At 68.4% G+C, this 19,326-nt stretch carries 19 protein-coding genes and 1 tRNA gene; 15 read left to right on the top strand and 5 right to left on the bottom strand.

What is annotated here, in order from left to right; all coding sequences use genetic code 11:
* Nucleotides 1–53: 53 nt before the first annotated feature.
* Both ACI3KS_RS06060 and ACI3KS_RS06065 read right to left on the bottom strand, forming a co-directional pair.
* Nucleotides 54–989, bottom strand: coding sequence for a metallophosphoesterase (locus tag ACI3KS_RS06060; RefSeq protein ID WP_404916237.1), 936 nt, complete (start codon nucleotides 987–989; stop codon nucleotides 54–56).
* Nucleotides 989–3,577: a transglycosylase domain-containing protein gene (locus tag ACI3KS_RS06065; RefSeq protein ID WP_404916239.1), complete on the bottom strand. Its 2,589-nt coding sequence runs from the start codon at nucleotides 3,575–3,577 to the stop codon at nucleotides 989–991. Before ACI3KS_RS06065 ends, ACI3KS_RS06060 begins: the two co-directional genes overlap by 1 nt.
* Nucleotides 3,578–3,655: 78 nt before the next feature.
* On the opposite strand from ACI3KS_RS06065, the gene ACI3KS_RS06070 reads away from it, so the two are divergent.
* Nucleotides 3,656–3,880 (top strand): hypothetical protein, encoded by a 225-nt coding sequence (locus ACI3KS_RS06070; RefSeq protein ID WP_404916241.1) that lies wholly within the window; start codon nucleotides 3,656–3,658, stop codon nucleotides 3,878–3,880.
* Nucleotides 3,877–4,335 carry a RidA family protein gene (locus ACI3KS_RS06075; RefSeq protein ID WP_404916243.1) on the top strand — a complete coding sequence of 153 codons (459 nt, stop codon included), beginning with the start codon at nucleotides 3,877–3,879 and terminating at the stop codon, nucleotides 4,333–4,335. Before ACI3KS_RS06070 ends, ACI3KS_RS06075 begins: the two co-directional genes overlap by 4 nt.
* Nucleotides 4,336–4,475: 140 nt before the next feature.
* Here ACI3KS_RS06075 and acs read toward each other — a convergent pair whose 3' ends face one another.
* Entirely contained in the window at nucleotides 4,476–6,443 is a 1,968-nt protein-coding gene (gene acs, locus ACI3KS_RS06080; protein WP_404916245.1) for an acetate--CoA ligase, read from the bottom strand.
* A 411-nt stretch (nucleotides 6,444–6,854) separates the two neighbouring features.
* On the opposite strand from acs, the gene ACI3KS_RS06085 reads away from it, so the two are divergent.
* The 12 genes from ACI3KS_RS06085 to ACI3KS_RS06140 all read left to right on the top strand — a co-directional run bounded on the left by ACI3KS_RS06085 (nucleotide 6,855) and on the right by ACI3KS_RS06140 (nucleotide 17,552).
* The gene (locus tag ACI3KS_RS06085; protein ID WP_404916247.1) at nucleotides 6,855–7,868 is read left to right on the top strand and encodes a TadA family conjugal transfer-associated ATPase; all 1,014 of its coding nucleotides are present in this window, start codon (nucleotides 6,855–6,857) and stop codon (nucleotides 7,866–7,868) included.
* On the top strand, nucleotides 7,862–8,761 hold the full coding sequence (locus ACI3KS_RS06090) for a type II secretion system F family protein (protein WP_404916249.1): 900 nt from the start codon (nucleotides 7,862–7,864) through the stop codon (nucleotides 8,759–8,761). The genes ACI3KS_RS06085 and ACI3KS_RS06090 overlap by 7 nt, the downstream gene beginning before the upstream one ends.
* 60 nt (nucleotides 8,762–8,821) lie before the next feature.
* Nucleotides 8,822–9,019: a DUF4244 domain-containing protein gene (locus ACI3KS_RS06095; protein ID WP_404916251.1), complete on the top strand. Its 198-nt coding sequence runs from the start codon at nucleotides 8,822–8,824 to the stop codon at nucleotides 9,017–9,019.
* Nucleotides 9,019–9,366 carry a TadE family type IV pilus minor pilin gene (locus tag ACI3KS_RS06100; RefSeq protein ID WP_404916253.1) on the top strand — a complete coding sequence of 116 codons (348 nt, stop codon included), beginning with the start codon at nucleotides 9,019–9,021 and terminating at the stop codon, nucleotides 9,364–9,366. The genes ACI3KS_RS06095 and ACI3KS_RS06100 overlap by 1 nt, the downstream gene beginning before the upstream one ends.
* A 64-nt stretch (nucleotides 9,367–9,430) precedes the next feature.
* Nucleotides 9,431–9,760, top strand: a complete 330-nt coding sequence (locus ACI3KS_RS06105; protein ID WP_404916255.1) for a helicase — start codon at nucleotides 9,431–9,433, stop codon at nucleotides 9,758–9,760.
* A 78-nt stretch (nucleotides 9,761–9,838) separates the two neighbouring features.
* Complete coding sequence (gene topA, locus ACI3KS_RS06110; protein WP_404916257.1) at nucleotides 9,839–12,691, top strand: type I DNA topoisomerase; 2,853 nt, start codon at nucleotides 9,839–9,841, stop codon at nucleotides 12,689–12,691.
* On the top strand, nucleotides 12,688–13,320 hold the full coding sequence (tmk, locus tag ACI3KS_RS06115) for a dTMP kinase (RefSeq protein ID WP_404916259.1): 633 nt from the start codon (nucleotides 12,688–12,690) through the stop codon (nucleotides 13,318–13,320). The genes topA and tmk overlap by 4 nt, the downstream gene beginning before the upstream one ends.
* Before the next feature lie 214 nt (nucleotides 13,321–13,534).
* Entirely contained in the window at nucleotides 13,535–14,692 is a 1,158-nt protein-coding gene (locus ACI3KS_RS06120; RefSeq protein WP_404916261.1) for a DNA polymerase III subunit delta', read from the top strand.
* Nucleotides 14,689–16,242, top strand: coding sequence for an alpha/beta hydrolase (locus tag ACI3KS_RS06125; protein ID WP_404916263.1), 1,554 nt, complete (start codon nucleotides 14,689–14,691; stop codon nucleotides 16,240–16,242). Before ACI3KS_RS06120 ends, ACI3KS_RS06125 begins: the two co-directional genes overlap by 4 nt.
* A gap of 51 nt (nucleotides 16,243–16,293) precedes the next feature.
* A tRNA-Thr gene (locus ACI3KS_RS06130) sits at nucleotides 16,294–16,369 on the top strand.
* Between the two features lie 65 nt (nucleotides 16,370–16,434).
* Nucleotides 16,435–17,016, top strand: a complete 582-nt coding sequence (locus ACI3KS_RS06135) for an isochorismatase family protein (RefSeq protein ID WP_404916265.1) — start codon at nucleotides 16,435–16,437, stop codon at nucleotides 17,014–17,016.
* Nucleotides 17,013–17,552, top strand: a complete 540-nt coding sequence (locus ACI3KS_RS06140) for a DUF1697 domain-containing protein (RefSeq protein WP_404916267.1) — start codon at nucleotides 17,013–17,015, stop codon at nucleotides 17,550–17,552. The genes ACI3KS_RS06135 and ACI3KS_RS06140 overlap by 4 nt, the downstream gene beginning before the upstream one ends.
* Here ACI3KS_RS06140 and ACI3KS_RS06145 read toward each other — a convergent pair.
* Nucleotides 17,542–17,745, bottom strand: coding sequence for a hypothetical protein (locus tag ACI3KS_RS06145; RefSeq protein WP_404916269.1), 204 nt, complete (start codon nucleotides 17,743–17,745; stop codon nucleotides 17,542–17,544). The two genes, ACI3KS_RS06140 and ACI3KS_RS06145, sit on opposite strands and share 11 nt — an antisense overlap.
* 25 nt (nucleotides 17,746–17,770) lie before the next feature.
* On the opposite strand from ACI3KS_RS06145, the gene ACI3KS_RS06150 reads away from it, so the two are divergent.
* Nucleotides 17,771–18,289, top strand: coding sequence for a CGNR zinc finger domain-containing protein (locus tag ACI3KS_RS06150; protein WP_404916271.1), 519 nt, complete (start codon nucleotides 17,771–17,773; stop codon nucleotides 18,287–18,289).
* A 15-nt stretch (nucleotides 18,290–18,304) separates the two neighbouring features.
* Here the strand turns inward: ACI3KS_RS06150 and ACI3KS_RS06155 are convergent, their stop codons facing one another.
* Nucleotides 18,305–18,853, bottom strand: coding sequence for a type 1 glutamine amidotransferase domain-containing protein (locus tag ACI3KS_RS06155; RefSeq protein WP_404916273.1), 549 nt, complete (start codon nucleotides 18,851–18,853; stop codon nucleotides 18,305–18,307).
* Nucleotides 18,854–19,326 lie beyond the last annotated feature (473 nt).

A 19,326-nucleotide genomic window follows, 5' to 3' on the forward strand; every position in this document is an offset into this window, starting at 1 on the left:
TTTTGCAACCCTCCGAGTCTACAAGACGACAGCGGGAAACGACGAATCGAGGCTCAGGAACGCGCAGTGAGCGTGAGCAGGGTCGCCTCCGGCCGGCAGGCGAAGCGCACCGGCGCGTAGATCGAATGCCCGCAGCCCGCGCTGACGTTCAGCGGCGCGGTGCGTCCTCCATGCGTCCACGTGCTGAGCCCCTTCGCCTGCTTCAGCGGGATGTCGCAGTTCGCGACCAGGGCGCCGAAGCCGGGGAGGCAGACCTGGCCGCCGTGGGTGTGCCCGCCGAAGATCGCATCGGCCTCGAGATCGAGGAAGCCGTTCAGCACCCGCTGGTACGGCGCGTGCGTCACGCCGATGACCGACGTGGCCTCCGGCCGCGGGCCGAGGTCGGCGATCGCCTCGGGGAGTTCATCCAGCCGATCCCAGTCGCGGTGCGCGTCGTTCACGCCGAAGAAGTCGATGGTGCTGCCGGCCACGTCGAGTCGTGCCGCCGTGTTGTTCAGATCCGTCCAACCGAGCTCGTCGGTGAAGAACGAGTCCATGGCGGCGGTGTCGAGGAGGGGCGCGGCCTGCTTCTTCTGCGACGGTCCGATGAAGTAGCGGAACGGGTTGCGCGGTGACGGCTCGGCGACGTCGTTGGAGCCGTGCACGAACACCCCCGGGATGCCGGCGAACGGCTCGAAGGCCCGGCGAATGCCGTCCAGGCCGTCGCGGTGGCCGAGGTTGTCGCCCGTGTTCACGATGAGGTCGGGCTTCAACTGGGCGAGAGATGCGAGCCAGTCCTGCTTGCGGTGCTGCCAGGGCGCCATGTGCGCGTCCGACAGGTGCAGCACGCGGAGGGGAGCGGAGCCAGGGGCGAGAGCGGATGCCGTCGCCTCACGCACAGTGAACAGGTAGCGCTCGATGCCGATGCCCCACACCGCGGCGGCAGCGCCGACGGCCCCCACCGCGCCGAGCGCGATGAGGGCCGGATGCGTCGATCGCGCCGACGTCATCAGCACATGATCCTGATCGTCGTGGCCTTGCTCGTCGCCGTCCCGGCTGCGGGGTCGGTGCTCGTCACCTTGGAGGTCGGCGGGTTGCACGAGTTGTCGAAAGCGATCGAGGTGAACCCCGCACCGAACAGCGTGTTCTGAGCATCCGATCTCGACTGGCCGATCACCCCGGCGGGCACCGTCGCGCCCTGACCGTTGCTGGGCGAGATCGTGACGGTCGTGCCGGTCGCGGCCTGGCCGGACGGATCCTGGGCGACCACGACGTCGGTGGGCTGGTCGCTGTCGACGGGTGCTCCGACGACGGCGGTGAACCCGGCATCCGTCAGCGTCGCAGTGGCCTGGTCGATCGTCTGGCCGACGACGTTCGGCACATCGGTCATCACCTGCTTGGTGAGGTTGTTGTCCGGCGGCGGGAAGTCGTCTCCGCCGTAGAGGGCGTTCGCCTGTGTCTGGACCGCCTTGGCGAGACCGTAGCGGATGTTGTTGAGAGGGGTGCCCTGATCGTTGCGGAAGCGTGTGAGCGACTCTCGACCCTGGATGTTCCCGACCCAGACAGCGGTCGTGACCTTGGTGCTCGATTCGATGAGCATCGTGTGCTCCTTCTCCGCCGTACCGGTCTTGCCGATCACCTGGATGCCGTCGTTCGGGCGGGCCTGGGCGCCGGTTCCACCCTCCATCACCGCACGGAGAGCATAAGCGGCGGTGTGGGCCACCTCGGGCGTGAGCACCTGGGAGCAGTTCGTCTGCGGCGGCTCCCGATCCTGACCGTCGCCTCCGACCACGCGGTCGATGGCCTTCGGCTCGCAGAACATGCCGTTGTTCGCGACGGCGGCGTAGGCGCCGGCCATCTGCAGCGGCGCGACGCTCTTGGAACCGAGCACGGAGGGGAAGGGCGCGTTCGGTGAGGTGTTGAACTCCGTGCCGCCGACCGTGATGTCATCGCCGTTGCCGTAGTGCACGCCGAGGCTCTTGGCGACCTCGTTGATGTCGCACAGATCGAGCTGCTGCGCCATTGCGAGGAAGCCGGTATTGAGCGACGATGCGGTGAACGAGCGCACGGTCCCGATGGATCCGCCGCCGTTGCCGAAGTTGTTGATCTTCGTCTTGTTCGGCACCGTGTCGCCGCAGATCTTGAACGGGCTGTAGGTCTTGATCCGGCCGTCGAGCACCTGGTTCACGGAGTGGCCGGTGTTGAGCCACTCCAGCAGTGTGAAGAGCTTGTACGTCGATCCGGTCTCGAATCCGAATGTGCTGCCGTTGTGTGCACGGTCGGCAGCGAACACCTGGGAGGTCTGACCGGCATTGATGTCGGCGGTCGCCGTCTCATTGAACTGGGTGTTCTGCGCCATCGCGAGGATGCGCCCCGTCGTCGCTTCGATCGACACCGCAGTCCCGCCGACCTGGATACCGGGGATCGTCTGGGGGACCCGCGAGTGGACCTCGTCGAGCGCCGTCTGCTGCAGACGCATGTCGAGCGTCGTGTAGATCTGCAGTCCGCCCCGGCGCAGGTTCGCGCTGCGCTCGGACGGGGTGTCCCCGAAGGCTGTGTCGCTCTCGATGACCGACTTCACGTACGAGCAGAAGTACGCGTTGTCGCCCGCCGTGCTGCAGCCCTGTTGAACGTCGTGGATCGCGGGGGTGATCGGCGTCGCATAGGCCTCGTCGTGCTGGGCCTGGGTGATCTTGCCGTCGATCAGCATCCGCTCGAGAACGTAGTTGCGCCGTTCCAGAGTGTCGGCGTAGCCGTCGGCCGCGCTGTTGTGCGCGACGCCGTCCTTGGTTGTGTAGGTGCCGTCGGGGAGGTCGATCCGCAGACGGTTCGGCTCCTGCACCATGCCGGCGATGGTCGCGGCCTGAGCGACCGTGAGGTTCGAGGCGGACGTCGAGAAGTAGCGGTTAGCTGCGGCTTCGACGCCGTAGACGGTGCCGCCGAAGCTCGAGATGTTGAGGTAGCCGAGCAGGATCTCGTTCTTCGAGTAGTCCTTCTCGATCTTGAGCGCGTAGCGCATCTCCTGCAGCTTGCGCTCGATGCCCGCGGTGCCGGTGGCGACCGCCGCGTCGAGGAAGCACTGCTGCACCTGTTCGGCGTAGTCCTCGGCGGCGGTGTCGACGTTCTGCTCGCACTCCTGCACCTGCACGTTCTTCACGTACTGCTGGGTGATGGTCGATGCACCGCGGTCGTCGAGGCCGGCGACGTTCTCTACGGCCGCCTTGATGGTCGCGCCGAGGTTCACGCCGCCGTGCGTGTAGAAGTTCTTGTCCTCGCTGGACAGGATCGCGTCGTACATCACGGGGGCGATCTGGTCGTAGTTCACCGGGATGCGGTTCTGCTCGTAGAACGACGCGAGGACGAAGGGGTTGCCGTCTGCCCCGGTCGCCCAAATGGTGGACTGCTCCATGGGAGTGCCCACCTTCAGGTTCTCGGGGAGTTCCTCGAACAGGGAGAAGGCCTTGGTTCCGGAGATACCCGCCATGGCCAGCACGGGAGTCACGCTGGCTGCGACGAGGAGGCCGGCGACCGCGCTGAGCCCGACGAGGCCCAGAAGGCCGCCGAGCACGCCTTTCACCGTGCGATTCTTTTGAGGCATACGCTTGATCGTAGGGGAGTTCCCTGAATACCGCCTTTGATGCATCTGCATGCGGATGCCGCCTGGACAAGGAGTGCCATGACCACGTGGGAGTACCTCACCACCCCGCTGCTGATCCATAACACGGCAGCGATCCTCAACAACTGGGGCAAGCAGGGATGGGAACTGGTGCAGGTCGTCCAGGGGCCCGAGGGCGGACTCGTGGCGTACTTCAAGCGTCCGGTGACTGCTGACGGTTCGGCGAACGCCGGCCTCGCCGCTGCCGCCGAGGCTGCTCGTCAGTTCGAGGGAGGTGCGGCATGAGCATCTCCGCCCGCCTCGCCGAGCTCGGCATCGAACTGCCTGCCGTCGCCGCTCCCGTCGCCGCGTACGTGCCCGCCGTGGTGCACGGCGGCCTCGTCTACACCTCGGGCCAGCTGCCCTTCACCGCGGGTGCGCTGCCCGCGACCGGAAAGGTCGGCGCGGCGGTCGACGCCAACGACGCGAAGGGCTACGCCCGCACCTGCGCGCTGAACGCCCTCGCTGCGGCAGCGGATGCCGCGGGCGGAGTCGACCGCATCGCCGGCGTCCTGCGCGTGGGCGGCTTCGTCGCCTCGGTCCCGGAGTTCTCCGGCCAGCCCGGTGTGATCAACGGTGCGAGCGAGGTGCTCGGCGAGATCTTCGGAGACGCCGGCCGTCACGCGCGCGCCGCCGTCGGTGTTCCCGTGCTGCCGCTCGACAGCCCCGTCGAGGTCGAGGTCACCTTCATCCTCGCCTGAGCTCCTGCTTCGGCATCCGCCCAGCGTTCGCTCCGGCATCCGCCCGGCGTTCGCTCCGGCATCCGCTGAGAGATCGAAAATGCGCCTCCCGAAGCCTCGGGAGGCGCATTTTCCATCTATCGTCCGAAGCGGATGCGGGCCTACTTCACCTGGGCCGAGATGATGCTCATGACGGCCGTGTCCGCGAGGGTCGTAGTGTCGCCGACCTCCCGGCCTTCCGCGACATCACGCAGCAGGCGGCGCATGATCTTGCCCGAGCGGGTCTTCGGCAGCTCGCCGACGATGTAGACGTCGCGCGGTCGCGCGATCGCGCCGATCTGCTCCCCGACCCACAGCCGCAGCTGCTGGGCGAGTCCTGCGGGGTCGTGCTCGCGCAGGTAGTTCTCGCGGATAATGACGAAGGCGACGACCGCCTGGCCCGTCGTCTCATCGGATGCTCCGACGACGGCGGCCTCGGCGGTCGCCTCGTGCGCCACGAGCGACGACTCGATTTCGGCCGTCGACAGGCGGTGTCCCGACACGTTCATCACGTCGTCGACGCGACCGAGCAGCCAGAGGTCGCCGTCGGCGTCGAGACGCGCTCCGTCGCCGGCGAAGTAGTAGCCCTTGTCCTCGAACTTCTCCCAGTACGTCTCGCGGTAGCGCTCCGGGTCTCCCCAGATGCCGCGGAGCATGCTGGGCCACGGTTCGGTGATCACGAGCAGACCGCCGTTGCCGTTGCCGACCTCGGCACCTGCGTCATCGACGACATCGATGGAGATGCCGGGCAGCGGCACCTGGGCGGATCCGGGCTTGGTCGCGGTGACGCCGGGCAGGGCCGACACCATGATCGCGCCGGTCTCGGTCTGCCACCAGGTGTCGACGATCGGGGTCTTCCCGGCACCGATCACGTCGCGATACCAGATCCAGGCCTCGGGGTTGATGGGTTCGCCGACCGAGCCGAGGACGCGGAGCGAGGAGAGGTCGAACTTCGCCGGGATCGCCCGGCCGATCTTCATGAACGATCGGATGGCGGTCGGAGCGGTGTAGAAGATGGACACCTTGTACTTCTCGATGATCTCCCACCAGCGACCGGGGTGCGGAGCATCCGGAGTCCCCTCGTAGAGGACCTGGGTAGCCCCGTTCGCGAGCGGCCCGTAGGTGACGTAGGTGTGCCCGGTGATCCAGCCGACGTCGGCAGTACACCAGTACACGTCGGTGTCGGGATGCAGATCGAACACGTTCTTGTGCGTGTAGGCGGCCTGCGTGAGGTAACCACCCGACGTGTGCAGAATGCCCTTCGGCTTGCCGGTCGTCCCCGAGGTGTACAGGATGAACAGCGGATTCTCGGCCGGGAAGGCCTGCGCGGTGTGCTCAGCGGATGCCGTGGGCACGACCTCGTGCCACCACAGATCGCGCTCGTCGTCCCAGTCGACGTCGTTGCCGCCGCGCTTCACGACGAGGACGTGTTCGACGGTCTGCTGCTCGCCGTCGCCGCGATCGGCGAGGGCCTGGTCGACGGCAGGCTTCAGAGCCGAGACACGGCCCTTGCGATAGCCGCCGTCGGCCGTGATGACGAGCTTCGCTCCGGCGTCGTCGATGCGTGATCTCAGGCTGTCGGCGCTGAACCCGCCGAACACCACCGAATGGATCGCGCCGAGGCGTGCGACTGCGAGCATCGAAGCGACGGCCTCGGGGATCATCGGCAGGTAGATCGCGACACGGTCACCCTGGCCGATGCCGAGACCCTCGAGCACATTGGCGACGCGTTTGACCTCATCGGTGAGCTCGGCGTAAGTGATCGTGCGCGAGTCGCCGGGTTCGCCCTCCCAGTGCAGCGCGACCCGAGCGCCATGGCCTGCTTCCACGTGGCGATCGAGGCAGTTGTAGGCGACGTTCAGCTCGCCATCGGCGAACCACTTCGCGAACGGCGGGGTCGACCAGTCGAGCACCTCGCTGAACGGGGTATGCCAGTGCACGAGGTCGCGGGACTGCTCCGCCCAGAACCCCTCGCGGTCGGCGGATGCTCTCGCGTAGAGATCCGGAGACGCGATCGCCTGCGAGACGAACTCAGGGGACGGTGAGAACGTGCGGGTCTCATCGAGGAGATGATCGATCTGGCTGCTCATCTTCAGGCGCTCCTTCGCGGCGATGTGGTCGAGCTCGACGGGTCTCGGCGGCGAGATCGCGTCATGCCGAATCTAAACCCGGCCACCGACACCGCATACTGCCGAAAGTGAGTAGTCGGACAGGTTTTGTCAGGACGGCTGCCTTGCGTACACTCGACCACAGCCGAAAATCTCATTCCGGCCTTGGCGTGCCCGATTCCCCCGATCGCGGGCCCGCCCCGGGCGGCATCTCGTTCCCCCCGCGAGATGCCGCCCTTCGGCATTCCGGCGTGTTCGCCGGGCGCGTGCGGCGCGAGGATCTCGACGAGCCGCGCTCTGCACCGCGTGGCTTCTCGACGAGTTGTGCACAGCTCGTGGGGATCCGCCGTCGAGGCCGGTTCCCGAGGGGGCCCTCGCGCCTACCGTCGGGGCATGACCGAATCCTTCGTGATCCGACCCCGGAGCGGTACCCCCGCCGCCCCGGGGACGACCCCGCCCGCGGCGGTGCCGCTTGTCGTCGATCCGGCGTTCGGTCCGCTCGCGGTGCACTGCGCGGATGACGCGGTCACCGATCTCTTCGTGAACGGCACAGCGGGGCTGTTCGTCGACCGCGGACAGGGAGCCGAGCCGGTCGCGGAGTGGGCCGCCTCCGAGCGTGAAGTCCGCGATCTCGCCGTCGCCCTCGTCGGCCTCGGCGGAAGGCACCTCGACGATCAAGCGCCCTGCGTCGATGTGCGGCTCGCCTCCGGAATCCGCGTGCATGCCGTCCTCTCACCCGTCGCCGCATCCGGAACGGCGCTGTCGATTCGCATTCCGAGAGTGCGGGCCGCCGATCTCGACGCCCTGGCGGCGCTCGGCGCGTTCGATGCCCGGCAGCAGGCGTGGCTCGAGCAGCTGGTAGCGGAGCGAGCGAACATCCTCATCACCGGCGGCACGGGGACGGGCAAGACGACGCTGCTCTCCGCGCTGCTGTCCGCGGTCTCGGCGACCGAACGGATCGTGACGATCGAGGACGTCGCAGAGCTTCAGCCCCGGCATCCGCATCACGTGGCGCTCGAAGCGCGGCAATCCAATCTCGAAGGTGCCGGCGGCATCACCCTGGCCCGGCTGGTGCGGGAATCGTTGCGGATGCGCCCTGATCGGCTCGTCGTGGGGGAGTGCCGCGGAGAAGAGGTTCGCGAGCTGCTCACCGCGCTCAACACGGGCCATGACGGCGGTGCGGGAACGCTGCACGCGAGCGGCCTTCGAGACGTACCTGCGCGGCTTGAAGCACTCGGCGCACTGGCCGGCATGGACGCGACGGCTCTCGCCCGCCAGGCCGTCAGTGCGTTCACGGTCGTGCTCCATCTCGCTCGCGACCCTGGCGGACGCAGGCGCATCGCCCAGGCAGGGACGTTCGGGCTCGTCGCCGACCGGCTGAGCATCGAGGAGGTGCGGCCATGGTGAGCCTGCGCCGCCGCCGCGCCGAGGCGACGGGCGGTGCGGATGCCGCGACCTCGGTGCAGACTCTGGCCGTGCTCCTGCAGGCAGGGGCGGTACCGCTCGTCGCCTGGCGGCACCTCGCCGAGACCGGGGACCCGCACGCCGCGGCGATCGTCGCCCGCGCCGAGGACGGTGCGCCCCTGGTCGCTGCGATCGAGGCGGAGGGCGGTGCGTGGGTCGATCTCGCTGCGGCCTGGGAGGTCGCGACGACCGTGGGGGCTCCGCTGGCAGAAGTGCTGCGCATGATCGCCGAGTCTCTGCGCGATGCCGCCTCGGCCGCCGATGACGTGCGCATCGCGCTCGCCGAGCCGGCGGGGACCGCACGGCTGCTGTTGTGGATGCCGCTCGCCGGGCTTCTGCTGGGCTTCGCGCTCGGGTTCGACACGCTCGGCGTGATCGTCGGAACCCCGATGGGGGCCACGTGTGTGGTGCTCGGGATGCTTCTCGTCCTTGCTGCGCGGCTATGGACGCGCCGCCTGCTGCGGCGTGCAGAGGCCGCGCCGGGAACCCCAGGCATGCAGGCGGAACTCGTCGCTGTGGCGCTCTCCGGAGGAGCGTCGGTCGAGCGGGCGCTGCAGCTGGTGGCCGACACGCGGGCTTCGCATCTCGGGGCGGCCGACAGAGTGCGCACCGTGCTCGACCTCTCCCGAGCGGCGGGCGTCCCGGCGGGAGAGCTCCTTCGAGCATCCGCCGCGCAGGATCGGCACACGTCGCGGATCGACGGACGATTGCGCGCGGCGAAGCTCTCGACCCGGCTGCTCATCCCGCTCGGAGTCTGCACGCTCCCCGCATTCCTCCTCCTCGGCGTCGCGCCGCTCCTGCTGAGCGTGCTGTCGTCGACGCCGCTGCCGATCTGACCCGACCTCTTGATACCGACCACGTAAGAGAACCGACCACCACGAGAAAGAAGGACCATCATGACCACTCTTCCCCCGCTGACCCGCCGCCGCGCGGCCACGCTGTTCGGAGACGACTCCGGCGCCGCGACCGCGGAGTACGCGATCACGACCATGGCCGCCGTCGCCTTCGCGGGCCTCTTGGTCGTGATCATGCGTTCCGATGAGGTGCGCGGCATCCTCACCGACCTCGTGCGGCGCGCTCTCACGGTGTCGTGATGCGCCGCCCGCATCTCGGTGACGACCGCGGCTCCGCGGCGGCAGAGCTCGCCATCGCCCTGCCCGCGGTGCTGCTCGCGCTCCTGCTCGGAGCGGGTGCTCTGGGCGCAGCGGCGCGTCAGGTCTCGCTGCAGGATGCTGCGGCCGACGCCGCCCGGCTGCTGGGCCGGGGTGAGGGCCTCGGGCCCGCGCAGAGCGCGGTGTCCGCGGCCGTGCCCGGCGCCTCGCTGTCTAGCTCGGCATCCGGAGATCTGGTCTGCGCGACTGCCAGCGCCGATGTCAGGGTGGGCACCCTGCTCACCCTTCCGATCCGCGCGTCCAGTTGCGCTCTGAGCGGAGGCCTGTGATGGTGCCGCCGCGCGAGGACGAGGCGGGCGCGCCGAAGATCCGACCGTTCCCGAGGTCGGGCTGATGGCCGGCTCCGCGCTCGCCGCTGGCATCCTCGCGGTCGCCGCCGCGCTCTCGATCGGATTCGCCGCGGTCGGTGGGGCCGCCGTCACCGCCCAGCGCGCGGCCGGTGCGGCGGATGCCGCCGCACTGGCCGCTGCCGACGCCGCGAGCGGAGCCGTCGCCACCGGTGACGATCCCTGCGCGCTGGCGGCCAGAGTGGCCGCGGCGGCAGGCGCGACGCTCACAGGATGCGCCCTCGAAGGCTTCGTGGCATCCGTCCAGGTCGAGGCGGCGTACGCTGGACTCGCTGCCGTCTCCCGAGCCCGAGCAGGGCCACCCGAGGGGAAATGACGGCGGAACGTACACGGATCCCTGCGACGAACCCCTCGCAGCGGTGTGTATGGTGTGCTTCGAAGAAAGGACGCACCCTTGGCTGCAGGCAAGAAGCTCGTCATCGTCGAGTCCCCGACGAAGATGAGGTCTATCCAGGGATACCTCGGCGACGGTTATGAGGTGCTCAGCTCGGTCGGTCACATCCGTGACCTCGCCGACAAGAAGGACATCCCTGCCGAGGACAAGCAGGCGTATGGGAAGTACTCGATCGACGTCGACAACGACTTCGACCCCTACTACGTGGTGTCCGATCGTAAGACGAAGACGGTCGCCGAGATCAAGCGAGCTCTGAAGACGGCGGACGAGCTCCTGCTCGCCACCGATGAAGACCGTGAGGGCGAGGCCATCGCCTGGCACCTGCTCGACACTCTCAAGCCGAAGGTCCCCGTCAAGCGGATGGTCTTCCACGAGATCACCAAGGACGCGATCCAGGCGGCCGTCGGCAACACCCGCGAGCTCGACACCGCACTCGTCGACGCGCAGGAGACGCGCCGCATCGTCGACCGGCTCTACGGCTGGGACGTGTCGCCGGTGCTCTGGTACAAGGTCAAGACCGGCCTCTCCGCCGGACGTGTGCAGTCCGCGGCGACCCGCATGATCGTCGACCGCGAGCGTGAGCGCATGGCCTTCGTGTCGGCGGACTACTGGGACGTCGAGGCGCTGGCGACCTCGACCTCCGGGTTCAAAGTGCGCCTCGTGCGCGTCGACGGCGGACAGCTCGCTCGCGGTACCGACTTCGACGATCTCGGAAAGCTCAAGAAGGCCGTCGTCGTCCTCGACGAGAAGAAGGCCGCCGCCCTGGCCGCAGCGGTCGAGTCCGCAGGGGTCGGCACGGTCACCAAGGTCGAAGCGAAGCCGGGAACCCGCAGCCCCTACGCGCCCTTCACGACCTCGACCATGCAGCAGGAGGCCGGACGCAAGCTCTCGATGAGCGCGAAGCAGGCGATGAGCGCCGCCCAGCGACTCTACGAGAAGGGGTACATCACCTATATGCGCACCGACTCCACGGCGCTGAGCACCCAGGCGGTGCAGGCGGCGCGGAGCCAGGCCGTCGCTCTCTACGGCGACAGCGCGGTGCCCCTGAAGCCCCGCGTCTACAAGTCCAAGAGCAAGAACGCGCAGGAGGCCCATGAGGCCATCCGCCCGTCCGGTGAGAACTTCCGCACGCCGGCATCCGTCTCCTCCCAGCTCGACCGCGAAGAGCTGCGTCTCTACGACCTGATCTGGAAGCGCACCGTCGCCAGCCAGATGGCTGACGCGAAGTACGAGACCACCACCGTCACGCTCTCGGTCGATGCCGACGGCCAGAACGCCGAGTTCACGGCATCCGGCACCGTCTACACCTTCAAGGGCTTCCTCGAGGCCTATGAAGAGGGTCGCGATGAGAAGCGCAACTCGCAGGACAACTCCGACGACCAGTCGCTGCCGGCCGTGACCGTCGGCGACGCGCTGAAGATGTCGGATGCCGAGGCCAAGGGGCACCGCACCACGCCGAAGCCCCGCTACACCGAGGCCTCGCTCGTCAAGGCGCTCGAGGAGCACGGCATCGGGCGTCCCTCGACCTTCGCGAGCATCATCGGCACCGTGATCGACCGCGGCTACGCGACCAAGCGCGGCCAGGCATTGGTGCCGACCTGGCTCGCGTTCAGCGTCGTCCGGCTGCTCGAGGAGCACTTCGCCGATCTCATCGACTACGACTTCACGGCAGCGCTCGAGGACGACCTCGACGCCATCGCCCGCGGCGAGCAGAAGCGCGTCGAGTGGCTGAAGTCCTTCTACTACGGCACCGACTCGCAGGTGGGTCTGCGCCAGGTCGTCGACAACCTCGGCGAGATCGACGCGCGCGCACTCAACTCCACACGGATCACCGACACGGCGACGCTGCGCTTCGGCAAATACGGGCCCTACCTCGAGGTCGCAGACCCCGCGAACCCCGATGCCAAGCCGCGCATCGTGAACGTCCCCGAAGATCTCGCGCCCGACGAGCTCACGGCTGAGAAGGCCACCGAGCTCATCGAGGCTCCCGTCGCCGGCGACCGCGTCCTCGGCGAGAACCCCGAGAACGGCAAGATCATCGTCGTGAAGGACGGTCGATTCGGGCCGTACGTGCAGGAGAACGACCCTGTGACCGACGACGCATCCGTCGACACGGCGACCGGTGAGGTCGTCGAGGCTCCCAAGCCCACACGGGGCAAGAGCGCGAAGAAGGAGGCGGCACCCAAGCCGCGCACCGGATCGCTGTTCCGCTCGATGTCGGTCGAGACGATCGATCTCGACACCGCGCTGCAGCTGCTGAGCCTTCCCCGCGTCGTCGGCACCGACCCCGAATCGGGCGAGGAGATCACTGCGCAGAACGGACGCTACGGGCCGTACCTCAAGAAGGGCACGGACTCCCGCTCGCTCGAGAGCGAATCGCAGATCTTCGACGTCACCCTCGAGCAGGCCCTCGCGATCTACGCGCAGCCGAAGTACGGTGCGGGCTCGCGCCGAGCGTCCAGCGCGCTCGCCGAGTTCGACGCCGACCCGGTGAGCGGCAAGCCGATCCGCATCCGTGACGGTCGCTTCGGCGCATACGTCACCGACAGTGAGACGAACGTCACCATCCCGCGCGGACAGAAGGTCGAAGACATCACGTTCGAGATCGCCGTGCAGATGCTCGCCGACAAGCGCGCCAAGGGCCCCGCTCCCAAGCGCGGCGCCAAGAAGGCACCCGCAAAGAAGGCGACGGCTGCCAAGGCCCCCGCGAAGAAGACCGCCGCGAAAGCGCCGGCCAAGAAAGCGCCGACCAAGACGGATGCCGAGAAGGCCGCCGCCCGCTCGGCCGCAGCGAAGAAGGCCGCTGCCACGCGCGCCGCGAACGCCGCAGCCAAGGCGAAGGCAGGCTCGTGACCTCACGCCGCGGGGTGTGGATCACTCTCGAAGGCGGTGACGGCTCGGGCAAGACGACCCAGTCGAACCTGCTCAACGAGTGGCTGACGGGTGCCGGACGAACGGTTGTGCGCACCCGCGAGCCCGGCGGCTCCGAGGTCGGCGAACTCATCCGGAACATCGTTCTGCATCATCGCGGCGACATCGCCCCACGCGCGGAGGCGCTGCTGTACGCAGCCGATCGCGCGCATCACGTCGCCACCGTCGTGCAGCCGGCGCTCGACCGCGGCGAGATCGTCCTCCAGGACCGCTACCTCGACTCCTCCGTCGCGTACCAGGGCGCGGGCCGCGTGCTCGACGGCACCGAGATCCGCGATCTGTCGCTCTGGGCGGCCGAGGGGGCGCTGCCCGACCTCACGCTTCTGCTCGACCTCGACCCCGTCGCGGCTCGGGCGCGGCTCGATTCCGACGACAAGCCGTTCGACCGGCTCGAAGCCGAGAAGACCGAGTTCCATACCCGCGTCCGCGAGGCGTACCTCGCCCTCGCCGCGGCAGAACCCGAGCGCTTCCTCGTGCTCGACGCTGCCGAAGCGCCGGAACAGATCGCTGCGAGAATCCGCGCACGGGTGGAGCAGCTCCTCGCGGCATAGCCCCCCCCCGAGGGAATGGTGGCTGCTGAGACCGACGAGTTCGCACGACATGGACGCCCTGCTCGTCGGTCTCGAGTAGAACCGTCTGTCTCGAGTAGAACCGTCTGTCAGGGGGCTCGCGACCGTCGGACAGAGTGCTCATGACCGCGGTCACGGACGCGAGCGCGCGGCGTAGCCGGGACGCCCTGTCGGAACCGCACGTTACGCTGAAGGCATGCCTCAGACCGTCGCCGCCGATTTCCCCTGGGGCGACGTCTGGGGGCAGGACGCCGCCGTCGAGACGCTGCGATCCGCGGCATCCGATCCGGCGTCTCTCGCGCACGCGTGGCTGATCACCGGTCCTCCGGGATCCGGACGTTCGACCCTCGCCTACGCATTCGCCGCGGCCCTCGTCGCCGACGGCGCCCACGACGAGGCGACCATGCGGCAGGTGCTCGCCGGCACCCACCCCGACGTCACGGCCCTGCGCACCGACAAGGTGATCATCACGATCGCCGAGGCCCGTTCCCTGGTCGAGCGCTCGTACTTCGCTCCCTCTGCAGGGCGGTACCGGGTGCTCGTGGTCGAAGACGCCGACCGCATGGTCGAGCGCACGTCCAACGTGCTGCTGAAAGCGCTCGAGGAGCCGCCGGAGCAGACCGTCTGGATCCTCTGCGCGCCCAGCGAGGCCGACCTCCTCCCGACGATCCGCTCGCGCGTGCGCTCGCTGCGGCTGCGCGAACCCGACGTCGACGACGTCGCCCGACTGATCAGCCTGCGCACCGGCGTCGACCCCGCCGTCGCCGAGCAGGCGGCCCGTCACGCCCAGCGCCACATCGGCATGGCACAGAGGCTCGCGACCGACGATGCCGCGCGTCGCCGCCGTGATGGCACTCTGCGTGCCGTCATCGGCGTACGAGGCGTGTCTGATGCCGTGGACGTCGCGGGTCGGATCATCCAGGCGGCCACCGACGACGCCAAGACCCTCACCGCAGAGCGCGATGCCGCCGAGCGCGCCTCCCTGTTGCGCACCGTGGGCATCGCCGAGGGCCAGGCCGTGCCGCCCGCGCTGCGCGCCCAGATCTCGGCCCTGGAGGACGAGCAGAAGAAGCGCGCGACGCGCAGCCTTCGCGACGGCATCGACCGGGTGCTCACCGACCTCCAGTCGCTGTTCCGCGATGTCGTGATGCTCCAGTTCGGACGCGGTGACGACCTGATCAACCGCGAACTCCGCGATGAGCTCACCGCGCTCGCCCAGGCGTGGCCCGAGCAACGGACCCTGATCGTGCTCGATCATCTCGCCGACACCCGCCAGGCGCTGGAGCGCAACGTCGCCCCGCTCCTGGCGCTGGAGAGCTTTCTCGTGACAGTCACGAGCGGAAGGACACCGTGAACGTACGTCTCACCTCCCGAATCCGACGAACCGCCGCGGTTCTCGCGGGCCTCGCCGCGGCATCCGTCGCCCTGTCGGGCTGTCTGTACGCGGCGATCCCCGAACAGGTCTCGAAGCCGTCCGCGACCAGGGCACCCGACACCTCCGGTGTCTCCGAGGAGCTGCTGCCGTTCTACGGGCAGACGCTGACCTGGACCGAGTGCGGCATCGGCTTCGATTGCACCGATGTCACCGCGCCGCTCGACTGGGAGAACCCGAGCGCGGGGGAGATCTCGCTCTCGGTGGTGCGTCACCAGGCCGAGGGGGAGGCGATCGGCTCGCTGCTCACCAACCCCGGCGGGCCCGGCGGCAGCGGCGTCGACCTCATCCAGGGCAACCTCGACTTCGCGGTCGGTGCCGACCTGATCGAGAACTACGACGTGATCGGATTCGATCCGCGCGGCGTCGGCCAGTCGACCGCCGTGACCTGCCTGGACGCCGAGGGCATGGACGACTACCTCTACACGATCCCCACCGGCAGCCGAGGCTCGGCCGAGTGGGAAGCGGAGCTCACCGCGTCGCAGCAGACCTTCGCCGACGCCTGCGAGGCGAACTCCGGCGGCATCCTGCCCTACATCACCACGGTCAACTCGGCCCGCGACATGGATCTCATCCGCGCGGTGCTCGGCGACACATCGCTCAACTACCTCGGCTACTCCTACGGCACATTCCTCGGCGCGACCTATGCGCAGCTCTACCCCGAGCGCGCGGGACGCCTCGTACTCGACGGGGCGATCGACCCTGCGGTATCGGGGCTCGAGGTGAGCGCGACGCAGGCTGTCGGATTCGAGTCGGCGCTGCGGGCGTTCATGCAGGACTGCCTGGACTCCGGGGAGTGCCCGTTCAACGGCTCCGTCGACGAGGCGATGACCGATCTCGGTGCATTGCTCGCAAGCGTCGATGCCACTCCGCTCGAGAACGGCGACGGGCGGATGCTCGGCGCCGACGCGCTGATGACGGGCATCATCGCCGCTCTGTACTCCGAGGACAACTGGCAGGTCCTGCGCCAGGCGCTCGATCAGGCGCTGCAGGGCGATCCGTCCACCGCATATGTACTGGCCGACTTCTACAACGGCCGAGAGAACGGTTCGTACACCGACAATTCCACCGAGGCCTTCCGGGCGTACAACTGCATGGACTACCCCGTCGAGGACGACCCCGATGCGGAGGCCGCCACCGAAGCGCAGATCGCAGAGGGAGCCCCGACCATCGCGAAGTACTGGGAGGGCCCCGACCCGTGCGCCGTGTGGCCGTACCCGCCTACGGGCACCCGCGGTGAGATCCACGCCGAGGGCGCAGCGCCGATCCTCGTCGTCGGCACGACGAACGATCCCGCGACGCCATACGACTGGTCCGTATCGCTCGCAGAGCAACTCGAACAGGGCGTTCTGATCACTCGCGTGGGCGAGGGGCACACCGGCTACAACAAGGGCAACATGTGCGTCGACGACGCGGTGAACGCGTTCTTCCTCGACGGCACGGTGCCCGAAGACGGCCTGCGATGCGGGTGATCCTCGCTCGATTCGCGAGCGGACTCCGAACCATGTAATATCGGAGATCGCGCCGCTTTAGCTCAGTCGGCAGAGCATTTCACTCGTAATGAAAAGGTCGTCAGTTCGATTCTGACAAGCGGCTCCACCAGGCCCCGTGATGCGAAGAACATCACGGGGCCTTTTGGTTCCCCGAGCGCGTACGCTCGGAGCATGAGCAGAGCGCTTCTCATCGTCGACATCCAGAACGACTTCACCGAAGGCGGGGCGCTTGCTGTCGCGGGCGGTGACGCCGTCGCGGCGGCCGTATCGGCCTTCCTCGCCGGGCACGCCGCCGACTACGACGTGATCGTCGCCTCGCGCGACTGGCATGACGCGAACGGCGACAACGGTGGGCATTTCGCAGACGACCCCGACTACGTCGACACCTGGCCGGTGCATTGCGTCGCGGGCACGGCCGGCGCCGAGTACGACCCGTTGCTGGCGACGGATGCCGTCACCCACCACATCCGCAAGGGGCAGGGTCGCCCTGCATACTCGATGTTCGAGGGAACGACCGAAGACGGTGAGACCGTCTCCGTGGTGCTCGCGGACGCCGGGGTGCTCACCGCCGACGTCGTGGGCATCGCCACCGACCACTGCGTGCGCGCCTCCGCGCTTGACGCGATCGCGCACGGGGTCGAGGTGCGGGTGCTCACCGACCTCGTTGCGGGCGTGGGCGAGCAGTCGAGCGCGGAGGCCCTGGCCGAGCTCGCTCACGCCGGAGCATCGCTCCTCGCATCGAGCGACGCGTGAGTCGCAGCGTTCTGCTGCTGCGGGCGGTGAACGTCGGCGGGCGCAGCCGGGTGCCGATGGCGGAGCTGCGCGCGCTGCTGAGCGCCGAGATGCGGGCGGACCTGGGGGAGGTGACGACCTACATCGCGAGCGGAAACATCGTGTGCGAGCATCCGTCCGATCCCGGTGCCGCCCGCGCGCGCGTGCGATCGCTGATCTCCGCGCAATTCGGCGTCGATACCCCGGTCATCCTTCGCTCGCACGATGCCTTGCTGAAGGCGCTGCAGGAGAATCCCTTTCCCGATGCGTCGGAGAAGATGCTGCACGCGATGTTCCTCGAGGGCGCCGCGGCTCCCGGCGCGGTGGCCGCATTGCGCGAGCGAGCCGGTGCAGGCGAGCGCCTCGAACTCGTGGGAGACGATCTCTGGATCGACTATGGCGACGGCGGAGTGCAGAGCACGAAGCTCACGAAGGCGGTGCTCGACCGCGCTCTCGGAGTCGCGGGCACTGCCCGGAACCTCCGCACGGTACGGGCGCTCGTCGACCTCACGGCGTGACGGTCGCCCGCGTGAGAGCGGTCATCGGCTGCTGCGGGTGGGTCTGCAGGTCGACGCGGCGACTGCCGCAGTCGAGGCAGCGGACGTAGGCGACGACGCCCTCGCTGGTCGAATGCCGGGAGTCGATGATCCATGCGTGCTCGTGCTCGGTGAGGGGCGCGAGTGGGAGGGGGAGAGTCTGCGGTGCGGTCATGCGTCCAGCGTGATGTAATGCTCTTATGCATCTCAACCCTTACGGAGAATATGCCGTGCTGCTGGCGGCTTCTCTCGCGAACGAGTGGCCCGAGGATCGGTCCGGCATCGAGCAGCGCACGCTCGAGATGGGGATGACCATGACGTTCCCCGCCGCATCCGACGACCATGCTCGGGTGCGAGAAGTGATCGACGACTGGCTGCGCGTCGTCGACGAGAGCGAGCCGGCCGTCCGGGCGGAACTGTTGAACTCGCAGATGGCGGAGGTCGGCGCCTACCCGCGACTCACCGATCACGACGGAGAGGGCTGGCACCTGCACTATCGCGATGATGTGCAGTCGCTGCCCTACGTGCTCAAGGCGATCATCAACGTGGGCACCTCGCTGCACCTGGTGACGCGAGGCATGAGCCGACTGGGCCGCTGCGAGGCGTCTCCCTGCACCAACGTGGTGGTCGATGTCACTCGGAACGGCCGTCAGCGCTTCTGCTCCGTGAGATGCGCGAACCGGGCCGCGGTGCGTCGGCACCGGGCCCGGTTCGCGTGATGACGTCGTCGGAGGTCAGGCCGTCTGACCCGCGTGCCGCCCCTCGGCGATCTCCTCGACGACCTTCGCGTTGAACGCGGGCAGGTCGTCGGGGGTGCGGCTGGAGACGAGGCCCTCATCGACCACGACCTCTTCGTCGACCCAGGTCGCGCCGGCGTTGCGGAGGTCCGTGCGCAGGCTCGGGTAGCTCGTGAGCGTGCGTCCGTCGACGACGCCGGCCTCGATCATGATCCAGGCGCCGTGGCAGATCACGCCGACGGGCTTGTGCTGGGCGAAGAACGATCGCACCAGGTCGATCGACGGCTCGTCGAGCCGCAGGTGGTCGGCGTTCACGACGCCGCCCGGAAGCAACAGCGCATCGAATCGGTCGACCTGCGCATCGGCCGAGGTGACATCGACCTTCTGGACGTGCCCGTTCTTGCCTGTGATGGCGCCGCCGTCGGGAGCGATCATGGTCGCGCTGGCGCCCTGGCTCGCCACGGCATCCCAGGGGCTGGTGAGCTCGCTGTCCTCGAATCCGTCTGTCGCGAGGAAGGCCACGTGATTGTCGGTGAGAGTCGCCATCATCCGTCCTTTCGTGGAGTCGTCTGCGGATGACTCGACTCTTCCGCCGTGCGCGGGCGACGAGAAGGGGGTGGCCAGATGGCGGGGCGGATGCTACCGCTCAGCGGCGGAAGAGATGACTCTCCCGCCTGAACGTGCTGCACGGTGGGCCCCGAGGGGCTCGAACCCTCGACCCGCGGATTAACTTGCCACTTCGGCTTTCGCCGCCGCCACTGGGGCGTTCGTGGTCTGGACTGTCCCTTCACCATGGCTTTCGCTGTAGGTGCCACCCGTCCAGTCTCTACACCTTCCGCACTTTCGTGCGGCTTGGCTCGGGATCGCCAACTGGTCTCCCAGGAAGGGTTCCCCGACTTTGAGTGGTGTCATCCTCGAGGTTTCCCCCGAGGCGCTCCTATTCTGTTGAAGTCCGATGCTCTGCCAACTGAGCTAGAGGCCCGTGTGCTCCCAGTCTAAGGGGAACGCCGAACGAGAAC

The sequence above is a fragment of the Microbacterium sp. ZW T5_45 genome, assembly GCF_044987415.1.
Lineage (GTDB): Bacteria > Actinomycetota > Actinomycetes > Actinomycetales > Microbacteriaceae > Microbacterium.

Coding starts and splice junctions, on each gene's coding strand:
- ACI3KS_RS06105 (WP_404916255.1), top strand. CDS start 9,431: ATGGCCGGCTCCGCGCTCGCCGCTGGCATCCTCGCGGTCGCCGCCGCG.
- ACI3KS_RS06150 (WP_404916271.1), top strand. CDS start 17,771: ATGCATCTCAACCCTTACGGAGAATATGCCGTGCTGCTGGCGGCTTCT.
- ACI3KS_RS06100 (WP_404916253.1), top strand. CDS start 9,019: ATGCGCCGCCCGCATCTCGGTGACGACCGCGGCTCCGCGGCGGCAGAG.
- ACI3KS_RS06090 (WP_404916249.1), top strand. CDS start 7,862: ATGGTGAGCCTGCGCCGCCGCCGCGCCGAGGCGACGGGCGGTGCGGAT.
- ACI3KS_RS06145 (WP_404916269.1), bottom strand. CDS start 17,745: ATGACCGCACCGCAGACTCTCCCCCTCCCACTCGCGCCCCTCACCGAG.
- ACI3KS_RS06065 (WP_404916239.1), bottom strand. CDS start 3,577: ATGCCTCAAAAGAATCGCACGGTGAAAGGCGTGCTCGGCGGCCTTCTG.
- ACI3KS_RS06135 (WP_404916265.1), top strand. CDS start 16,435: ATGAGCAGAGCGCTTCTCATCGTCGACATCCAGAACGACTTCACCGAA.
- acs (WP_404916245.1), bottom strand. CDS start 6,443: ATGAGCAGCCAGATCGATCATCTCCTCGATGAGACCCGCACGTTCTCA.
- ACI3KS_RS06070 (WP_404916241.1), top strand. CDS start 3,656: ATGACCACGTGGGAGTACCTCACCACCCCGCTGCTGATCCATAACACG.
- ACI3KS_RS06095 (WP_404916251.1), top strand. CDS start 8,822: ATGACCACTCTTCCCCCGCTGACCCGCCGCCGCGCGGCCACGCTGTTC.
- ACI3KS_RS06120 (WP_404916261.1), top strand. CDS start 13,535: ATGCCTCAGACCGTCGCCGCCGATTTCCCCTGGGGCGACGTCTGGGGG.
- ACI3KS_RS06060 (WP_404916237.1), bottom strand. CDS start 989: ATGACGTCGGCGCGATCGACGCATCCGGCCCTCATCGCGCTCGGCGCG.
- ACI3KS_RS06075 (WP_404916243.1), top strand. CDS start 3,877: ATGAGCATCTCCGCCCGCCTCGCCGAGCTCGGCATCGAACTGCCTGCC.
- ACI3KS_RS06155 (WP_404916273.1), bottom strand. CDS start 18,853: ATGGCGACTCTCACCGACAATCACGTGGCCTTCCTCGCGACAGACGGA.
- ACI3KS_RS06085 (WP_404916247.1), top strand. CDS start 6,855: ATGACCGAATCCTTCGTGATCCGACCCCGGAGCGGTACCCCCGCCGCC.